The sequence below is a fragment of the Xanthomonas sp. NCPPB 3442 genome, from assembly GCF_056725145.1.
The window spans coordinates 598,930-616,516 of the sequence record NZ_CM161514.1 but is presented as its reverse complement, the minus strand read 5'-3'; the positions used below and the strand labels follow the sequence as shown (position 1 = coordinate 616,516).

At 66.0% G+C, this 17,587-nt stretch carries 12 protein-coding genes and 1 pseudogene; 6 read left to right on the top strand and 7 right to left on the bottom strand.

Features of this window, described 5'->3' with window-relative positions:
* Positions 1 to 49: 49 nt before the first annotated feature.
* From radC to AC1POX_RS02660, 5 genes are all read left to right on the top strand, one after another.
* Complete coding sequence (gene radC / locus AC1POX_RS02680) at positions 50 to 727, top strand: RadC family protein (RefSeq protein WP_011348857.1); 678 nt, start codon at positions 50 to 52, stop codon at positions 725 to 727.
* Between the two features lie 87 nt (positions 728 to 814).
* A complete protein-coding gene (argS, locus tag AC1POX_RS02675) occupies positions 815 to 2,503 on the top strand; it encodes an arginine--tRNA ligase (protein WP_008576503.1) in 1,689 nt (562 codons plus the stop codon).
* Positions 2,504 to 2,682: 179 nt separating this feature from the next.
* Positions 2,683 to 3,567 (top strand): SPOR domain-containing protein, encoded by an 885-nt coding sequence (locus AC1POX_RS02670; RefSeq protein ID WP_104613790.1) that lies wholly within the window; start codon positions 2,683 to 2,685, stop codon positions 3,565 to 3,567.
* A gap of 6 nt (positions 3,568 to 3,573) precedes the next feature.
* Positions 3,574 to 4,107 carry a hypothetical protein gene (locus AC1POX_RS02665; protein ID WP_372356719.1) on the top strand — a complete coding sequence of 178 codons (534 nt, stop codon included), beginning with the start codon at positions 3,574 to 3,576 and terminating at the stop codon, positions 4,105 to 4,107.
* Between the two features lie 36 nt (positions 4,108 to 4,143).
* Positions 4,144 to 4,899 (top strand): SDR family NAD(P)-dependent oxidoreductase, encoded by a 756-nt coding sequence (locus AC1POX_RS02660; RefSeq protein ID WP_008572040.1) that lies wholly within the window; start codon positions 4,144 to 4,146, stop codon positions 4,897 to 4,899.
* Between the two features lie 247 nt (positions 4,900 to 5,146).
* Here AC1POX_RS02660 and AC1POX_RS02655 read toward each other — a convergent pair whose 3' ends face one another.
* From AC1POX_RS02655 to speA, 5 genes and pseudogenes are all read right to left on the bottom strand, one after another.
* Positions 5,147 to 6,274 (bottom strand): acyltransferase family protein, encoded by a 1,128-nt coding sequence (locus AC1POX_RS02655; protein ID WP_372356718.1) that lies wholly within the window; start codon positions 6,272 to 6,274, stop codon positions 5,147 to 5,149.
* A 136-nt stretch (positions 6,275 to 6,410) separates the two neighbouring features.
* Positions 6,411 to 7,742, bottom strand: a complete 1,332-nt coding sequence (locus AC1POX_RS02650) for a glycosyltransferase (protein WP_372356717.1) — start codon at positions 7,740 to 7,742, stop codon at positions 6,411 to 6,413.
* Positions 7,735 to 11,676, bottom strand: a pseudogene (locus AC1POX_RS02645) (amino acid adenylation domain-containing protein). The gene AC1POX_RS02650 and the pseudogene AC1POX_RS02645 overlap by 8 nt, the downstream one beginning before the upstream one ends.
* 620 nt (positions 11,677 to 12,296) lie before the next feature.
* The gene (locus AC1POX_RS02640) at positions 12,297 to 12,467 is read right to left on the bottom strand and encodes a hypothetical protein (RefSeq protein ID WP_218559262.1); all 171 of its coding nucleotides are present in this window, start codon (positions 12,465 to 12,467) and stop codon (positions 12,297 to 12,299) included.
* 137 nt (positions 12,468 to 12,604) lie between these two features.
* Positions 12,605 to 14,491, bottom strand: a complete 1,887-nt coding sequence (gene speA, locus AC1POX_RS02635; protein WP_218497590.1) for an arginine decarboxylase — start codon at positions 14,489 to 14,491, stop codon at positions 12,605 to 12,607.
* A 237-nt stretch (positions 14,492 to 14,728) separates the two neighbouring features.
* Between speA and speE the strand changes: the two genes are divergently transcribed.
* Positions 14,729 to 15,586, top strand: coding sequence for a polyamine aminopropyltransferase (speE, locus tag AC1POX_RS02630; RefSeq protein ID WP_057681265.1), 858 nt, complete (start codon positions 14,729 to 14,731; stop codon positions 15,584 to 15,586).
* A gap of 368 nt (positions 15,587 to 15,954) precedes the next feature.
* Here the strand turns inward: speE and AC1POX_RS02625 are convergent, their stop codons facing one another.
* Entirely contained in the window at positions 15,955 to 16,566 is a 612-nt protein-coding gene (locus AC1POX_RS02625; RefSeq protein ID WP_372356716.1) for a PH domain-containing protein, read from the bottom strand.
* Positions 16,567 to 16,751: 185 nt separating this feature from the next.
* The gene (locus AC1POX_RS02620) at positions 16,752 to 17,570 is read right to left on the bottom strand and encodes a hypothetical protein (RefSeq protein ID WP_372356715.1); all 819 of its coding nucleotides are present in this window, start codon (positions 17,568 to 17,570) and stop codon (positions 16,752 to 16,754) included.
* Positions 17,571 to 17,587 lie beyond the last annotated feature (17 nt).

The window sequence follows — 17,587 nt, the reverse complement described above, 5'->3', positions numbered from 1 at the left end:
TCTGCTTGGCCTGATGGGCGTCGGCGATGAGCACCGGCAATCTCGCCATATGCACATACACGACTGGCCCACCCACGAACGCCCGCGCGAGAAACTTCTGGCGCGCGGGGCCACTGCCTTGTCCGATGCCGAGCTGCTGGCGATCTTCGTCGGCTCCGGCCTGCGCGGCCAGGATGCGGTGCAGACCGCGCGCGATCTGCTGCACCGGCACGGCCCGCTGCGTCTGTTGCTGGACCGCCCGGCCAAGACGCTGGCGCGCCTGCCCGGGCTGGGCCCGGCCTCGGCCTGCAAGCTTGCCGCCGCGATGGAGCTGGCCCAGCGGCACCTGATGAGCGCGCTGGAGCGCGGCGAGGCGCTCAGCGACCCGCCCAGCGTGGGCCGCTATTTCTCGCAGCGGCTGCGCGCGCGGGCCTATGAAGTGTTCGCCGCGCTGTTCCTGGACAACCGCCACCGCGCCATCGCCTTCGAGGAACTGTTCACCGGCACCATCGACGGGGCCGACATCCACCCGCGCGAAGTGGTCCGGCGGGCGCTGCTGCACAACGCCGCGGCGGTGATCGTCGGGCACAACCACCCGTCGGGTAATCCGGAGCCCTCCGAGGCCGACCGCGCGGTCACCAAGCGGCTGCTGGACAGCCTGGAGCTGGTGGATATCCGCCTGCTGGACCATTTCGTCATCGGCGATGGTCGACCGGTGTCGTTCGCCGAGCGCGGCTGGCTGGAATGAGCAGTGGTGCGCTGACCTGAACCATCGGTCGGACCCTGCGCCGCGCGGTCGGGTAAAATCGCTGGTTTGGTTCCAAGCAGATCCCACGTGAAAGCCCTACTCCGCGCACTGATCGGCCAAGGCATTGAAGCCTTGCGCGCCAATGGCACCCTGCCCGCCGACACCCTGCCGCCGGATTTTGTGGTCGAGCGACCCAAGACCCGCGAGCACGGCGACTTCGCCACCAATGCCGCGATGCTGCTGGCCAAGGCTGCGCGCAGCAATCCGCGCGCACTGGCGCAGGCGCTGGTTGCCGCGCTGCCGGCCAGCGACGACGTAGCCAAGGTGGATATCGCCGGTCCGGGCTTCATCAATTTCCATCTGGCCCCCACCGCGTATCAGCGCGAAGTGGCGCATGTGATCAAGCAAGGCCACGACTACGGCCGCGGGCTGGCCGGCAACGGCCGTTCGGTGGGCGTGGAATACGTCTCGGCCAACCCGACCGGCCCGCTGCATGTCGGCCACGGCCGCGCCGCGGCGATCGGCGACAGCCTGGCGCGCGTGCTCGACGCCAACGGCTGGAACGTCAAGCGCGAGTTCTACTACAACGATGCCGGCGTGCAGATCGAGAACCTGGCGCTGTCGGTCCAGGCACGCGCGCAGGGGCTCACCCCCGACAGCGACGGCTGGCCGGAAAACGGCTACCGCGGCGACTACATTGCCGATGTGGCCAGTGCCTACCTGGCCGGCGACACTGTCGACCTGGAAGGCCATCTGGTCACCGGCACCAAGGATCCAGCCGATCTCGAATCGATCCGTCGCTTCGCGGTGGCGTACCTGCGTAATGAGCAAAACCACGACCTGGCCGCGTTCCGGGTCGATTTCGACATCTACTTCCTGGAAAGCTCGCTGTACAAGGATGGCAAGGTCGAAGAAGCGGTGCAGAAGCTGATCGCCTCCGGCCATACCTACGAAGAAGGCGGCGCGCTGTGGCTGAAGTCCACCGACTTCGGCGACGACAAGGACCGCGTCATGCGCAAGTCCGACGGCACCTACACCTACTTCGTGCCGGACGTGGCCTATCACCTGACCAAGTGGCAACGCGGCTACGAGCGCGCCATCACCGAACTGGGCGCCGACCACCACGGCTCGCTGACGCGCGTGCGCGCCGGCCTGCAGGCGATGGAACTGGGCATCCCGCAGGGCTGGCCGGAATACGTGCTGCACCAGATGGTCACGGTGATGCGCGGCGGCGAGGAAGTGAAGCTGTCCAAGCGCGCCGGCAGCTACGTCACCCTGCGCGACCTGATCGAAGAAACCAGCGCCGATGCGGTGCGCTGGTTCCTGATTGCGCGCAAGCCCGATTCGCAGCTGACCTTCGATATCGACCTGGCGCGCGCGCAAAGCAACGACAACCCGGTGTTCTACGTGCAGTACGCGCATGCGCGGGTGTGCAGCGTGCTGCGCCAGGCGCAGGAAAAGGGCTACAAGTATGACCAGGCCCACGGCCTGGCCGAGCTCGCATGCCTGGACGACGAACACTCGCTGGCGGTGATGCTGGAGCTGTCGCGTTACCCGGAAGTGGTGGAAATCGCCGGCCAGGCGCTGGAGCCGTACCAGATCGCGCAATACCTGCGTGAATTGGCGCACGCCTTCCACACGTGGTATCACAACAGCAAGGTGCTGGTGGACGATGCCGCCGAGCGCGACGCCAAGCTCACCCTGGCGGTCGCCACCCAACAGGTGCTGGCCAATGGCCTGGAACTGCTCGGCGTCAGCGCTCCGGAAAAGATGTAGACAGGCGGCAGCTCCCGGGTGCCGGCGCAGGCAGCGGCGCAGCGCGTGGCACTGCGGCAGGCGCCGGCCTGCCACCTCGGGCGCCGATGGCGCTCACCGGGCAATCAGCGCAGCGGCGCGCATTGCCACAGCAAGCCGGGCCAGCGGGCCCGCAACGACACGATTCGGAGAAGTGGTAGATGGCAGCACGACGCGGTAAGAGTCAGGCCCGGCGCAACACCAGCAATGGCACCCCCGGTTGGGTGTGGCTGGTGGCTGGCGCCGCGATTGCGGCAGTGATCTTCCTGGCCGCACCTAACCTGTTCAAGAAGGACGGCGACGGTTTCCTGCGCGTGGGCCCGCGTGCCAATCCGGATGCGCAGCCCGAGCCGGTGGCCGATGCCGACGTGGACACGCCGGCCGAACTGCCCAAGCCCAGCGCGCAGCCGCCCAAGCCGCAGGCCAAACCCGGCGATGCGCAGACCCAGTACGACTTCTACACCTTGCTGCCCGGCAAGGAAGTGCAGATGTCCGATGCCGAACTGGCGGCCAGCGCGCGCGCCGAAGAGGCCGCGCGTGCGCGTGCGGCGCTGGAAGGCAAACCCGTGCCCCCCGCACCCGGCGCCAGCGTGGCAGCCGCCACACCGGCGGCCAGCGTCCCGACGCCGTTGAAGGAAACCGCCGCCAGCGCACCCAAGCCGCTGCCGGAAACCGCACCGGCACGCCCGGCCGCCACGCCGGCTCCGGCCAGCACCGCCGCACTCACCACACCGGCCGCTGCCGCGCCCAAGCCCGCTGCAACCGCCGGCGCTGCAACAGCGCCCGCGGCTGCAGCGCCGGCGGTCGCCGACAACACCCGCTACATCCTGCAGGCCGGCTCGTTCGGCGCCTCCGGCGATGCCGAATCCACCAAGGCCAAGCTGGCGATGATGGGCCTGGCCGCACGCGTGGAATCGGCCGACATCAGCGGCAAGACGGTCTACCGCGTGCGCATGGGGCCCTATGGCAGTGCCAGCGAACTGGCCGAGGCCAAGCAGAAGCTCACCGGCAGTGGCCTGTCCGCCATTGCGATCAAGGCGCAGTAAACGCCCGTGTTGCGACGTAGCGCTGGCGTGTTGCTGGGCGTGCTGGCGTGGGCCGGCCCGGCGCAGGCCACCGATCAACTTCCCGACCTGATCCAGATCGACGGTCAGCAGGCGACGTTGCTGGCCGAACCCTTGTCCGGCCCACTGGACGACCCGGCCACCTGGAAGCGTTTTGTGGCGCACGCAGGCAGCGCGCTGGGCAGCTGCAGCGCCAACTGGCGCGGCTACCGCGCCCACTGGCGCCTGGACGAGCAACAGCTGGTGCTCGACCGCGTGGTCCTGGGCGCCTGTAACGACGCGCCGCCCACGCTGCCGCTGGATGTGCTGTTCCCCGGCCAGGCAGCGCCCGTGCCCGCCGTCTGGGTGGATGGCGAATTGCTCGTCGCGCTGCCCGCCACCGCGACGAGCGCTGCGCACGCACCGGCCCCGTACGTGGTGCTGCAGCTGCGGCGTGGCCAGGTCGTCGCACGCCAGACCCTGACCGAAGAGCGGCTGCGTGCGCGGCATGCCGCAACGGCGAAGCCGCGGCCTGCTCACTGAATCTGGTTCCCGCCCCCTGTCCCCCTGGAGTTCCCCATGTCCAAGACCGTCCTGATCACTGGTGCCACCTCCGGATTCGGCAGCGCCGCCGTGCGCCGCTTCGCTGCAGCCGGCTGGAAGGTCATCGCCACCGGCCGGCGCGCCGAACGCCTGCAGGCGCTGGCCGCTGATCTGCCGGCCGGGCAGGTCCACACCGCCGCGTTCGACATGCGCGATGCACACGCCTTGTCGGATGCGATCGACGCGCTGCCGCCGGCCTTCGCCGACATCGACGTACTGGTCAACAACGCCGGCCTGGCGCTGGGCACCGCGCCGGCGCAGCAGGCCGACCTGGCGCAGTGGCAGCAGATGATCGACACCAATGTCACCGCCCTGGTCACCCTCACCCACCGCCTGCTGCCGGCGTTGATTGCGCGCCGCGGCGCCATCATCAATATCGCCTCGGTGGCGGCAACCTACCCATACACCGGCGGCAACGTCTACGGCGGTACCAAGGCCTTCGTGCAGCAGTTTTCGCTGGGCCTGCGCTCTGACCTGCACGGCACCGGCGTGCGCGTGACCTCGATCGAACCGGGCATGGCCGAGACCGAATTCACCCTGGTGCGCACCGGCGGCAACCAGGCCGCGTCCGACACGCTGTACCGTGGCGCCACCCCGATGACGGCCGAAGACATCGCCGAACAGATCTTCTATGTCGCCAGCCTGCCGGCGCATTTGAACATCAACCGCCTGGAAATCATGCCGGTGACGCAGTCTTTTGCGGGGTTCCAGGTGGCCCGCGACGCGCAGTGAGGCGTGCACCGAAGCAAGGGCTTAGGCGGTGAGCGTGCAGTGCGCCAGCCGCACCCCCCGCTGCGCCGCGCAAGCCCTACCGAGCATCGAACGAAGCATCGAAAAGCCGCGTACTGCGCGGCTTTTCGTTACATCAGCGCTGCATGGTCGCAGCAACTGCGCAGACCGGTTGCCCGACACCAGGTGCTGCAGCGGCGGCCGCCACGCCGCCACCCGTGCACGCTCGCCGTTCTCCGCAACCATCGCATCACGCAAGTTCGGCATCGCGGCGCACGGCTGCGCGCCGCCGCAGCAACGCGCCGCGCAGCTGCAGGAACGGACGTTCCACCACGTAATGCAGCAGCGCACCCGCCGCCAGCGCCACCACGCCATACACTGCAAAGGCCAGGACACCACGGCCGTCCAGCGTGGCGCCGAGCCAGCCCTGGGTCACATGGAACATCGCCTTGTGGGTCAGATACACGCTGTAGGAAATGGCGGCCAACCAGGCGGCACCCGGCACGCGTAGCCGGCCCAGTGCGCTGTCGGTCGCGGTGCCTGCCAATACCAGCAAGGCCAGCCCCAGCGAAAGCACCGGCCAGCCCACCGCGTTGCCGATCAAACCGGTGCGCTCGCGAAATAGCCACATCGCCAGTACCAGCATGGCCACACCGGCCAGCGCCCAGGTGTTGCCGCGCTGCTGCAGCCATTGCCATGTGCGGGGGCGGAAGACCTTCGTCATTGCCAGCACCACACCGGCCAGCAAACCGTCCAGCCGGTTCCAGGTGGGGTAATAGAGATCTTCGACAAACCAGTTGCGCTGCTGGCCGCTGCCGATCTGATCCAGCGCCGTGTTGTGCAGCCACACGCTAGTGCGCAACGCGATGCCGGCGACCACCACCGCCACGCACACCGCGACCACGCGTGCCGCCGATGGACGCCGCAACAACAACGTGGCCAGCAACGGAAACACCAGATAGAAATGCTCTTCCACACAGAGCGACCATGCGTGCGAGAACGCCGCCTGCTCGGCGTAATCGACGAACAGATTCAAGGTGAAGGTGAGGAACATCCACCATGGCGCCAGCCCGGGCGATTCGCGAAAACCCGGCCATGCCATGTAGATCGCCAACACCACCAAAAACGCCGGTAGGATGCGGAGTGCGCGGCGCAGGTAGAAATCGGCGAAGTCCAGTGGCTTGCCGCGCGACAGCGGGGTCAGCACCTGGGTGCCGATCAAAAAGCCGCTCAGTACGAAGAACAGGTCTACCCCCATCCAGCCGTAGCGCGACAGCCATTCCCAGTCCGGACCCAACCCGCCGACCACGAACGAATGGAACAGCATCACCCAGACGATGGCGATGCCACGCAACAGGTCCAAAGCGGGATAGCGCATGCGGGCCAGATCAACCGAGGGAGCCCGATTGTGCCGCATGCCGGCAGCGCGCAGGGCGTCGCCACCAACCACGCACTGCTCCACCGCGCCGCAGTGCGCGCATCAGCGCTGCGGCGGATGCGCAGCATCGCCATGCTTATGCGATGGCGTGCTGCTCGGTCCGTGCGGCCGCCGCGGGCGTCACTGCCGCGGGTTCAAGCAATTGCCAGGCTTCCAGCTGATCGACCGCATTGCGGACGCCGTCTTCCTGGCCGATCCGTTGACCGAGTGCGCGCGCAGCCGCACGCATGGCCGGCGTGCCCGCCTGCCGGATGGCAGCGGCCAGGGCTTCGGGCTGCAGCCCGGCACGCGCCAGCGCTGGCGGCGCAACGCCGCGCTGGGCCAGGCAATGGGCCCAGAACGACTGGTCGTAGCCAAAGGGCAGCACCACCGAGGGAATGCCCGCCGCCAACGCGGCACCGCTGGTGCCGGCGCCACCGTGATGCACGGCCACCGCCACGCGCGGGAACAGCCAATCGTGCGGTGCCTGTTCCAGATGGAAGAAGCGCTCGGCATCATCGGCGACAGCGGCGTCCCCGGCCCCCAGACCGCCCCAGCCGCTGGCCAGCAACGCGCGCTGCCCGGTCAGTCGCACCGCTGCCTTGACCGTGGCAGTGAGCTGCACGACCGCGCTACTGGTCATGCTGCCGAAGCCGATATACAGCGGCGGCGGCCCGGCCTGCAAAAACGCCTGCAGCGCGGCCGGCGGTTGCCACTGCGACGGCGGCAGCTGCCAGAAGCCGCACACCTGCGCGCTCTCCGGCCAGTCCGGCGGGCGCGGACACACGTGCGCGCTATAGCCGTAGATCACGCGTAGTGCGCTGCGATCCGGACCGCTCCACGGATATCCCGGCAGCCCCAACGCCGGACGCACGATATCGTTGAAGGCCGGCCGCATCAGCTGCCAGCCGACAAAGCGCATCAGGCGATGCAATGCCACGTTGACACGTCCCGGCAGACGCAGGTTGGGCATCAGCATCAACGGCAGGTGGCGCGACTCGGTGAGCGGCTGCAACTGCGCAAACGCCACCGGCACGCCATACGCCTCGCCCAGGCTATGGACGAGGAAACTGGCACTGCCCACGCCCAGGATCAAGCCGGCATCGGCACACGCCGCGCGGCCCTGCGCGGGCCAATCGCGCGCCCACTCCAGCAACTTCTTGCGCAAGATGCCAGGGGCACCGCGCATCTCGGCAACGTCCGGATGGTCGTGCAACAGTTGCTGGAGATCGCCGCTGAGCGGGAAGAATTCCAGGCCGTGCGCACGGATCAACGACTCGAAGTTGGAACTGGTCAGCACCCGCGCCGGAAAACCGCGCCGCTGCAGGCCAAGGGCCAGCGCAATGATCGGGCGCACGTCCCCATGCGTGCCAAGGGTGGCGATCACCACCGGGCGCTGGCGTGACGGATCGGCGCTGGACTCAGGCATATTCGGTCACTCCGTCGCCGGCGACCGCGCCACGGCCGGCCTGTCCCACCGGCCGCACAGCCCGGGTGGACTCTGCGGTGGCCGCGTGCAGCAAGGTGCTGAGCGTGGCCGCATGCGTCGGCGAGAGCATTGAATGGTGGTCACTGTCCAGAACGTGCAGCTGCAGGTTGCGCACGTACGGGTGCCACGCCTGGGGACGGTAATCCACCCACAGCGCATCGTCGCCGCCGGAGCTCATGCGCACGCTCGCTTCGACAAAGACCACATCCTGGTCCAGCTGCCTGGGCCGATGACGCCGCGCCAGCTGCAGGTGATGCTGGGTGAGGGCGCCCAGATCGTCCAGCAAGGTGGGACGTTGCTCCAGCAACTGGCGCACCGCAGGCAATTCGTTCAGCCCGTAGTGATCGCACAACAGGCTCGCCAGCTCGGCGACCGTCGTCGGCATCGGCTGGCCCGGCGCCAGATGCAAGGCCAACGCGTGCACCGAGGCGCGCACGTTCTCCGATTCCGACAACGCTGCGGCCTGTTCCAGATGCGGGTAACTGTCGAGCATGGCCAGCACCTCGACCTCTTCGCCCAGCGCATGCAATTCGGCGGTGATGGCGTGCGCGATCAAACCGCCCAGCGACCAGCCCAGCAGACGGTACGGCCCCCTCGGCTGCACGCTGCGCAGACGCGCCAGGTAATCGCGCGCGATCGCCTCGATGCTCTCCGGACGGTGCTGCGGGTCGCTCAAGCCCGGCGATTGCAGCGCATACACCGGCCACTGCGGATCCAGCTGACCCAGCAAGGTGAGATACGACCAGCCCAGACCGATGACCGGATGGATGCAGAACAGCGGCGTGCTGCCCGCGGTGCCTGCACGTAGCGGCAGCAGCACGCTCAACGGGTCGTTGGGCGTGTGTGCGCTGCGCTTGATCACCTCGGCCAGGCCGGCGACCGTCGGCGCATGGAACAACGTGCCCAGCGGCAGTTCCACCCCGAACATCTGCGGGAAACGCGCGGCCATTTCCGCCGCACGCAGCGAATCGCCGCCAAGTTCGAAGAAATTGTCGTCCACGCCCACCACTTCGATGCCCAGCACCTCCTGCAGCATCGTTGCCAGCTGGCGTTCGAGCGCATCGCGCGGCGCCAGGTGCGCGCGTTGCGGCAATGCGCCAGGCGCCGGCAACGCACGCCGGTCCAGCTTGCCGTTGGGGGTCAGCGGCAACGCCTCCAGCGGCACCCACAGGGTGGGAATCATCGATGCCGGCAGGCGCTGCTGCAGATGCGCGCGCAACAACTCGATCGACGGCGCATTGCCGTGCTTGCCCACCACATAGGCCAGCAGTTGCAAGGCATGCTCGCCATCGCCGTGGCCCACCACCACCGCCTGCGCCACCTGCGAATGCAACAGCAGTGCGCTTTCGATTTCGGCCGGCTCCACTCGATGTCCGCGGATCTTCAGCTGCGCATCGGCGCGCCCGATGAATTCCAGCAGGCCATCGCTGCGTTGACGCACGCGGTCGCCGGTGCGGTACATGCTGCTGCCGTCGTCGGCGAACGGGTCGCGCATGAAGCGCTCGCTGGTCAGCTGGCGCTTGCCGCGATAGCCCTTGGCCACGCCTGCGCCACCGATATACAGCTCGCCGATCGCACCGGTCGGCAGCGGTTGCCGCTGCGCATCCAGCACATAGACGCGCGTATTGAGCAGCGGCCTGCCGATCGGCGGTGCGGCGGCATCGGTCAACTGCAACGGCATGATGGTCGACCAGATCGTGGTTTCGGTAGGCCCGTACAACTGGGTCAGGCGCCCCACCCGGCTGAGCAGTTGGGTGGCCAGTTCCGGCACCAACGCCTCGCCGCCGATCAACGCATGGATGCGATCCAGCACCAGATCCTCATTGGCCAGCAGGATGCGCCACAGCGATGGCGTGGCCTGCACCACGCTGATGTGTTCGTCGGCGATCAACCGCGACAGGCCGCGCGGGTCGTGGCTGATACCGGCCGGTGCAATGACCACGCGCGCCCCCACCAGCAACGGCAGGTACAACTCCAGCCCGGCGATATCGAAGGTGATGGTGGTGACGGCCAGCACACGGTCGCGCGGGCGCAATGCCAGCTCGTGCTCCATCGCATGCAGGAAATTGAACAGGTTGCGATGGCTGATCTCCACGCCCTTGGGCGCACCGGTGGAGCCGGAGGTGTACAGCACGTACGCGGTGCCGTCGGGCGTCGCCAGCGGTGCGATTGCCTCCGGCAACACGGCCGGGCGCGGATCCAGCCAGACCATGCCACCGAGCAGATAGCGCTCGCACAGCGCTGGCTCGCAGACCAGGCCAATGGCACCGGAATCGTTGAGCATCTAGCGGTTGCGTGCAGCCGGGCTCTCCGGATCCAGCGGCAGATACGCCGCCCCGCTCCACATCACCGCCAGCAACGCCACCAGCAATTGTTCGCTGCGCGGCAACGCCACCGCGACCACATCGCCAGGGCGCACGCCATCGGCCACCCATTGCGCAGCGATGCGCGAGGCAAGCTCGCACAGCGTGGCGTAGTCGAGCGTGCGGTTGTCGTATTGCGCAACCACGGCCGCAGGCATCAACTCGGCGCGTTGCAGCATGCCGTGCAACAGCGTGGCCGGTTCCGGCAGCGGCGCTGCGGTGTTGTTCCAGGTATGCAGCAAACGCCGGCGCTCGCTATCGCCGAGCACATCGACCTGGCCCAGCGCGCATTCCGGATCGGCCAATACCGCGTCGGCCAGATGGGTCAGACGACGGCAGTGTTCGGCCAGCTCCTCGCTGTCGTACAGCGCCGGGTTGGCATCCAGATCGAAACGCAGCGCTGCCCCATCGCCGCGTTCGTAGCAGAAGATGGTGAGGTCGTCGGCCGGGCCGTTGGAAAGGTTATGCGGCACCGCGTACGCCTCGCCGAAGCGCAAGGTGTAGTCGAAGGCCTCGATGTTCACCGCCAGGCGTGCGAACTTCTGCTCCATCCCGAACATGCCCAGATCGCGGCGCACGTCCTCGAAGCGATATTGCTGATGGCGCAATGCATGCCGCACCACCGACGACACCTGCGCGAACAAGGTATGGATGGGCTGCTGCGGGTCCATCTTCAGGCGCAGCGAAATCACATTGGCCACCAGGCCCGCGGTTTGCCGGTAGCGCGCATTGATGCGGCCGGTCACCGGCATCGCCAGCACCAGATCCTCGGCACCGGTGCAGCGGTAGTAGTACGCGGCAATCAGCGAAATCAGCATCTGCGGCAGGCTGGCGCCGTACTCCTTGCCCAGCGCGCGCAGACGCACCACCTGCTGCGGCGAGAACTGCCCGGTGCCGCGCAACAACCCGGTGGACAGCTGATTGCCCGGCCGCGCCAGCGTCGCCGGCGGCGGCAGATCGGCCAACTGCTGCATCCAGTACTCGCGATCGCGCTGGAACCGATCGGAGTTGCGATAGTGCTGTTCCATTTCGAGCAGCGACAGTGCACTGCCGTACTGCGCAGGCGCAGGCTCCACGTCGGCCAGGTAGGCGTTATAGAGCACAGCCATGCGCTGCATCATGATCGACGCGCAATAGCCGCCCATCACCAGATGACTCACGCATTGCACCCACAGATGATGATCTTCGCCAAGACGGAACACCGCGCAATGCCATAGCGGCCCGTTCTGCAGATCTTCCGGTTTGCGGATTTCTTCGTCGATCCAATGTTCGGCGGCATTACGCGGAGCAGGATCTGAGCTGACGTCGAAGTATGGAATCGTGCCGTTGTACGCGGGCAAGACCACCTGCGAAGGCACGCCCTCGCGCTCGACGATACACAGGCGCAGCGTATCGAACTCGTGCGTCAGCTGCATGCTGGCGCGGATCAGCACCTGGGGATTGAGCGGACCGAACATTTCCAATACTTCGGCCAACATCAAGGTGTTGTCGGTATGCAACTTGTTGGCCACCCAAAGGCCACGTTGCGCCTTGGTCAGGGGAAAAACGGGAGAGGCGTCAGCGTGCATTGCGTGCATCCTTCTGGTGTGGCGCGCAGTCCGTCGACACCCCTCAACCGTTATGCGGTCGATGGACGCCGAATCAGCACCTGGCCTAAGAAAACGAGGGGTAAGAAACACCGCCGACCACCGACACTTGCCGGCAATACGCGATGGAAACGCATGATGAAGACGCACAGCACAGCGACTCGCACAATCGAACCCCGGTGTGCGGGTGACTCGTTGAAGCACTTGTATCCCGACAAGTTAAACGAACACTAACAATTCGCGCGGGGCCGAAACCGTGCAAAAAATCACGGAAATCGCGTGATACCTAAAATTTTTTCACTGAAGTGTGATTTGAACTAGTGTTCTGCATGCATACATCCGATCAATTTCCGCGCCGCATCCGGCGTAGGGCATGGCCGACGATACGCATGGGCTTCAAGGCGAATATGCGCGCACCACGGCAGATAAAAAGCCGCATTGAATAAGACCAATTCCAAATCAGCGTTGCCGGAATTAGGGTATTCGGCAAATCACTTCAGGAGAAAAAAGATGCGTTCAACGCGTCTGCCTCGACAAGCGCACGATCACGCGATGGTCGCCTGATTGTCATCGGCATGCAGCACAAACGCGCGAAAAGCGTGAGTCGAACCGATCGACGGCGTCGCGCAAGGTAAGCGCAGGTGCTCTTGCTCGATGCGACGAAGCAGGTCGACTTGAAGTGCGAGATCGCACCCGACGTCGGCGCGATGGCGCATCGACGTGTTGCAGAACCTGCAGCGTCCATGCCGACGATGTCCCTGCTGCTGCAAGCGGCGCTCGCGGCAGGAGCGCGTGCAAGATGGGCCATGTCGCGCACAGCCAGCGCTGCGGCCCAGCCGCAGCGCACTGCGGATCAGCCCAGCGGCTCGTCGGACAGATAGGTGTAGCCGGTCAGCCCCGCTTCCAACGCAGCGCCGAGTTCCTGCGCCCGCTCGGGCGACAGATTTGCGGCAGCAATGCGCTCGGCATAGGTGGCACGCAGCGTGTCCAGCTGATAGCCCACGTAGTCCAGCATCACGTCGGTGGTATCGCCGCGGCGCTGCTGTGCGATGCGATAGCCATCGCGATTCACCACGACTTCCACCGCATCGGTATCGCCGAATAGGTTATGGATATCACCCAGGATTTCCTGGTAGGCGCCCACCAGGAAGAAACCGATGCGATAGCTCTCGCCGGCATTCAAACCATGCAGCGGCAGCGAGCTGTCCAGGCTTTCGTTCTCGACATAGGTCTTGACCATGCCGTCGGAATCGCAGGTCATGTCGGCGATGATGCCGCGCCGCTGCGGCGCTTCGTTCAAGCGCTCGATCGGCACGATCGGGAACACCTGATCGATCGCCCACACGTCCGGGATCGATTCGAACACGCTGAAGTTGACGAAGTACTTGTCCACCAGCCGCTCGTTGAGCTCATCCAGCACCGGGCGATGGCTCTTTTCATCGAAGCTCAGGCGTGCGCGCACGCCATGTGCGATGGCGTAGAACAGATCGTCGATGCGCGCGCGCTGCGGCAGGTCGATCTGGCCCAGCGCATACGCGCTCAAACCTTCGGCATGGAAATGCTGGGCTTCCTGGAACAGCTCCACTGCCGGGCGCACATCGAGCTCGTCATGGATCTCGCGCAGGTGGCGGATCGCGGCCGGCTCATCGTCGTGCGCATCCGGCACGCGGCCTTCAGGCGCCTGCTCCACTTCCGACACATTGGCGATCAGCACCGCATGGTGCGCCGTCATTGCGCGCCCGCACTCGGTGACGATGCGCGGCGGAGCCAGGCCATGCTCTTCGCAGGCGCTGGCCAACGGCTGCACGATGTTGCTGGCATACGAGTGCAGGCCGTAGTTGATCGAGCAATAGCTGCGCGAGCGCGTGCCTTCGTAATCGATGCCCAGGCCGCCGCCCACGTCCACATGGCTGATCTTTGCGCCCAGGCGCGAGAGCTCCACGAAATAGCGCGTGGCCTCGCGCATGCCGTTGGCGATGTCGCGCACGTTGGAAATCTGCGAGCCCATATGGAAATGCAGCAGGTTCAGGCTGTCGGCGTACTCGGTGTCGCGCAGCGTCTTCCACAGGTCCAGCACCTGGCGCGGCGAGAGACCGAACTTGGCCTTGTCGCCACCGCTGTTCTGCCACTTGCCCGCGCCCAGCGAGGCCAGGCGCATGCGCACGCCCAGGCCGGGCTTGACGTCCAGCGCGCGTGCTTCTTCCAGCACCAGGGTCAGTTCGGAGGGCTTTTCGATGACGATGAAGGTCTGCAGGCCGAGTTTGCGGCCGATCAGCGCCAGGCGGATGTATTCGCGGTCCTTGTAACCGTTGCACACGATCAGCCCGCCCGGACGCGACAGCGCCAGCACCGCCATCAGCTCGGGCTTGCTGCCCGCTTCCAGCCCGAAGCCCTCACCGTGGTGGCTGGCCAGGGTGCCGGCCACGCCACGATGCTGGTTGACCTTGATCGGATACACCGCCGTGTAGCCGCCGGCGTAATCCCACTCCGACTGCGCCTGCGCAAACGCTGCCTGCAGCTTGCCCAGGCGCTGGCCCAGGATGTCCGGGAAGCGCACCAGTAGCGGCAGCTTGGCACCGGCTGCGCGCGCGGCATCCACCACCTCGGGCAGCGACACCGCCGGGCCATCGGCGGTCGGGGTGACCACCACGTGTCCGGCAGCGTTCACATCGAAATACCCGTCGGCCCAATGCGGGATCGAATAGGTCTTGCGGGCTTGGTCGAGGGACCAATCGCTCATTTCGCTGTCTCGGCTGGAATAAAAAAGGGCGTGAAGTGTAACGCCTGGCATGCGCAGGGTCCGTTACAATCCGCGCCGACTTCACGCCCCTCTCCTGGTTGGAGCGGGGCCGAGCAAGGGTCAGCCGCCGCGCAGTTTGGCTGCACGGGGCTGCACCCGACCCTCATCCGGCGCTTTGCGCCACCTTCTCCCGCCGGGAGAAGGAACCGCCCGCTTCTTTTCGATTAGGACGTCCGCATGAGCACCAACGACAACTGGTACATCGAACACTTCCAGCCGACCGGCTCGGCGATCGGCTTCCGCATCAGCGGCAAGCTGGACGAGGTGCAGTCCCCGTTCCAGAAGATCGAGATCTACCAGACCACCGATTGGGGCAAGCTGATGCTGATCGACGGCGCGGTGATGCTCACCAGCCGCGACAATTTCTTCTACCACGAGATGATCAGCCACCCGGCGCTGTTCACCCACCCTGCGCCCAAGCGCGTGGTGATCATCGGCGGCGGCGACTGCGGCACGCTGCGCGAGGTGCTCAAGCACCCGGGCGTGGAAAGCGCCACCCAATGCGATATCGATGAGCAGGTCACCCGCATGTCGGAGAAGTATTTCCCCGAGCTGTGCGATGCCAACCACGACGCGCGCGCTGAACTGCTGTTCGACGACGGCGTGGCCTATATGGCCAATTGCCCGGCCGGCAGCGTGGACATCGTGATCGTCGATTCCACCGACCCGGTCGGCCCAGCCGAGGGCCTGTTCAACAAGGCCTTCTACGAAAGCTGCTTCAAGGCCTTGAAGGACGACGGCATCCTGGTGCAGCAGTCCGAATCGCCGCTGGCGCTGCTGGACCTGATCAACGAAATGCGCACCGAAATGGGCAAGGCCGGCTTCCAGTCGTTCAAGACCCTGCCATTCCCGCAGCCGTGCTACCCCACCGGCTGGTGGAGCGTGACCATGGCCAGCAAGCAGGCCAACGCCGATTTCGCCTTCCGCCAGGACGCCGCGCAGGCCAAGGGCTTCGAGACGCTGTACTACACCGCCCATTTGCACACCGGCGTGCTGGTTGCCCCGCCGTTCGTGGCCAAGGCGCTGGGCGAGTAATCGCGGTTGGCCGAGCATCGCCGGCAAAAAGCGCAGACGACATTCGTTGAATCGTGGCGCTTGGATGGACGTGGCGGGTTACGGCAGCCGGCCGCGTCCGCTTGGCGATAAGCCCGGCCGGTTTGCTGGTTTTTTTCGCGTGCCATGGCCTGCGTGCTTACAGCGCGCGGGCTGATGCATTCGCACCGATCAGGCTGCCGTGGTCGCGCGGCGCTGCTGGAGCGTGAGGCCAGTGCGCGGCCAGCAGCCTTCTGGCGCGGCGATCCACCGACAGCGCCGCCGTGCAATGGACGCGTCAGTTGCTGCGTCACTGCGATCCATGGGCCGACGTAGTTGAAGCCGCCCGATGCGCGGATGTGCTGCGCACGCTATAAGCGCGCCAGCACCTCTGTCTTCTTGGCGTCGAATTCGTCCTGCGTGATCAGCCCCGCATCCAGCAATTGCTTGAGCTTGCTCAGCACCTGCACCGGATCGTCGATTGCAGGAACGGCACTGGCTTGCGATGGCACTGCTGCGCCGTGCGCACCAGGCGCATGCACCACCACGCCACCGGCCGCCGCGCGCAACTTGTCGATCTCCAGCTGCTGGCGCTGTTCGTAGGCGGATTCTTCCACCTGCTGCGCATAGGCGTACACGCGCCGCGCCTGTCTCTTGGGCAGGCTGTCGATGGATGCGTAGGCGCCCTGCGTGGTGCGGCACATGATGGTGGCTCCGAGCATCTGTTCGCTCATGTGCACATCGAGCACCTCGCGCCAGGGGAAATCGCGGAAGGTCATGCCGAGCAGCTTTGGGTAGACCACGATGAAGCGACGGTTGGTCAGCACCACCGCATCCGGCGACAGGTTCATCACCATCTTCTTCTGCACGGCGATGTACTCGACCTGCTCGTCGCGGGTCAGCAACTCGGTGATCTTGGGCAGGATCTTGCCCACCGCCACCGGGTCCTGTTCGTCTGTCAAGAACTGCGCCAATGCGTCCATCTGCCCTCGCCCATGGCTGAATCAGTGCGTTGACCAAGACACTACAGCAAGCCGCATGGATGGCTGTGCAATGCCGATGACCGTTTGCGGTGCAGCTTCAAACGGATTGCCGTCCGCGGCATCGCGCTGCATGCCGCGTGACCCAGAAGGGCGAGCGCTGCTGCCCGCCCTTCGACCGTTGCTAGTTAAAAGCGGACTTCCACTACTGCGTTCAGTACCTCTGCACGGTTGATGGTGGTGTCTTGGGCATAGTCGTAGTAGTCATTGGCGTAGACGTAGTTGGTGTACATCGCGCTCACGCTCGCATGCTTGCCGATATCGACGCCCAGGCCGAGGCTTACGTAACCACCAAAGATTTCGTCGCTCATGTCTGCGACCTCGGCATACCATGAGCCGAGGCGGACTACCGCGAACAGCGGAGTGTCACCAAAATTGAAACGTGCCGTACCCCCGATGCCGCCAAACTTCACTGCGGGGATAAAGACATCGTCGGTTGTATCGCCGCGGTCCAGGCGTCCAATCGATCCCTCAAGTCCGATCAACGTGACCGAGCCAGCACGCCAGCGATAGCCGGCGCTGAGGCCAAGCATGTCTTGCTTATAGCCACTGAAAACCTCACCTCGACCACGCTGCACGCCGATGAACGCGCCCCTTTCAATGCGCGATTCTTCCACCCGTGTGTAGCGCGCTGCGGGGACAGGCGCTGCAGGGTAAGCAGCGACAGGCTGAACTGCCACCGCCTCAGTCTGCTCGGTCACCGTAGTGAACCCGCCGGACGCACCAGGTTGGCCGCCGCTTCCACCGACAGCGGCCGGCGCTCCGCCAACGCCCGCTTGCGCCGGGCGCGAGGATGGCGCTGCAGGCGCGGTGGCGCCCTGGGTGCCGGTCTGCTGCTTTTGCTGTTGACGGTAGCTGTCCCAGCCGCGCGACAACGACTGCGCCGAGGCCTGAGCCGTGACGCCGAACGCCGTGCAAGCCAACAGCACTGTTGCGGTCCTTTTCATTGCATCCCCAATGAGTC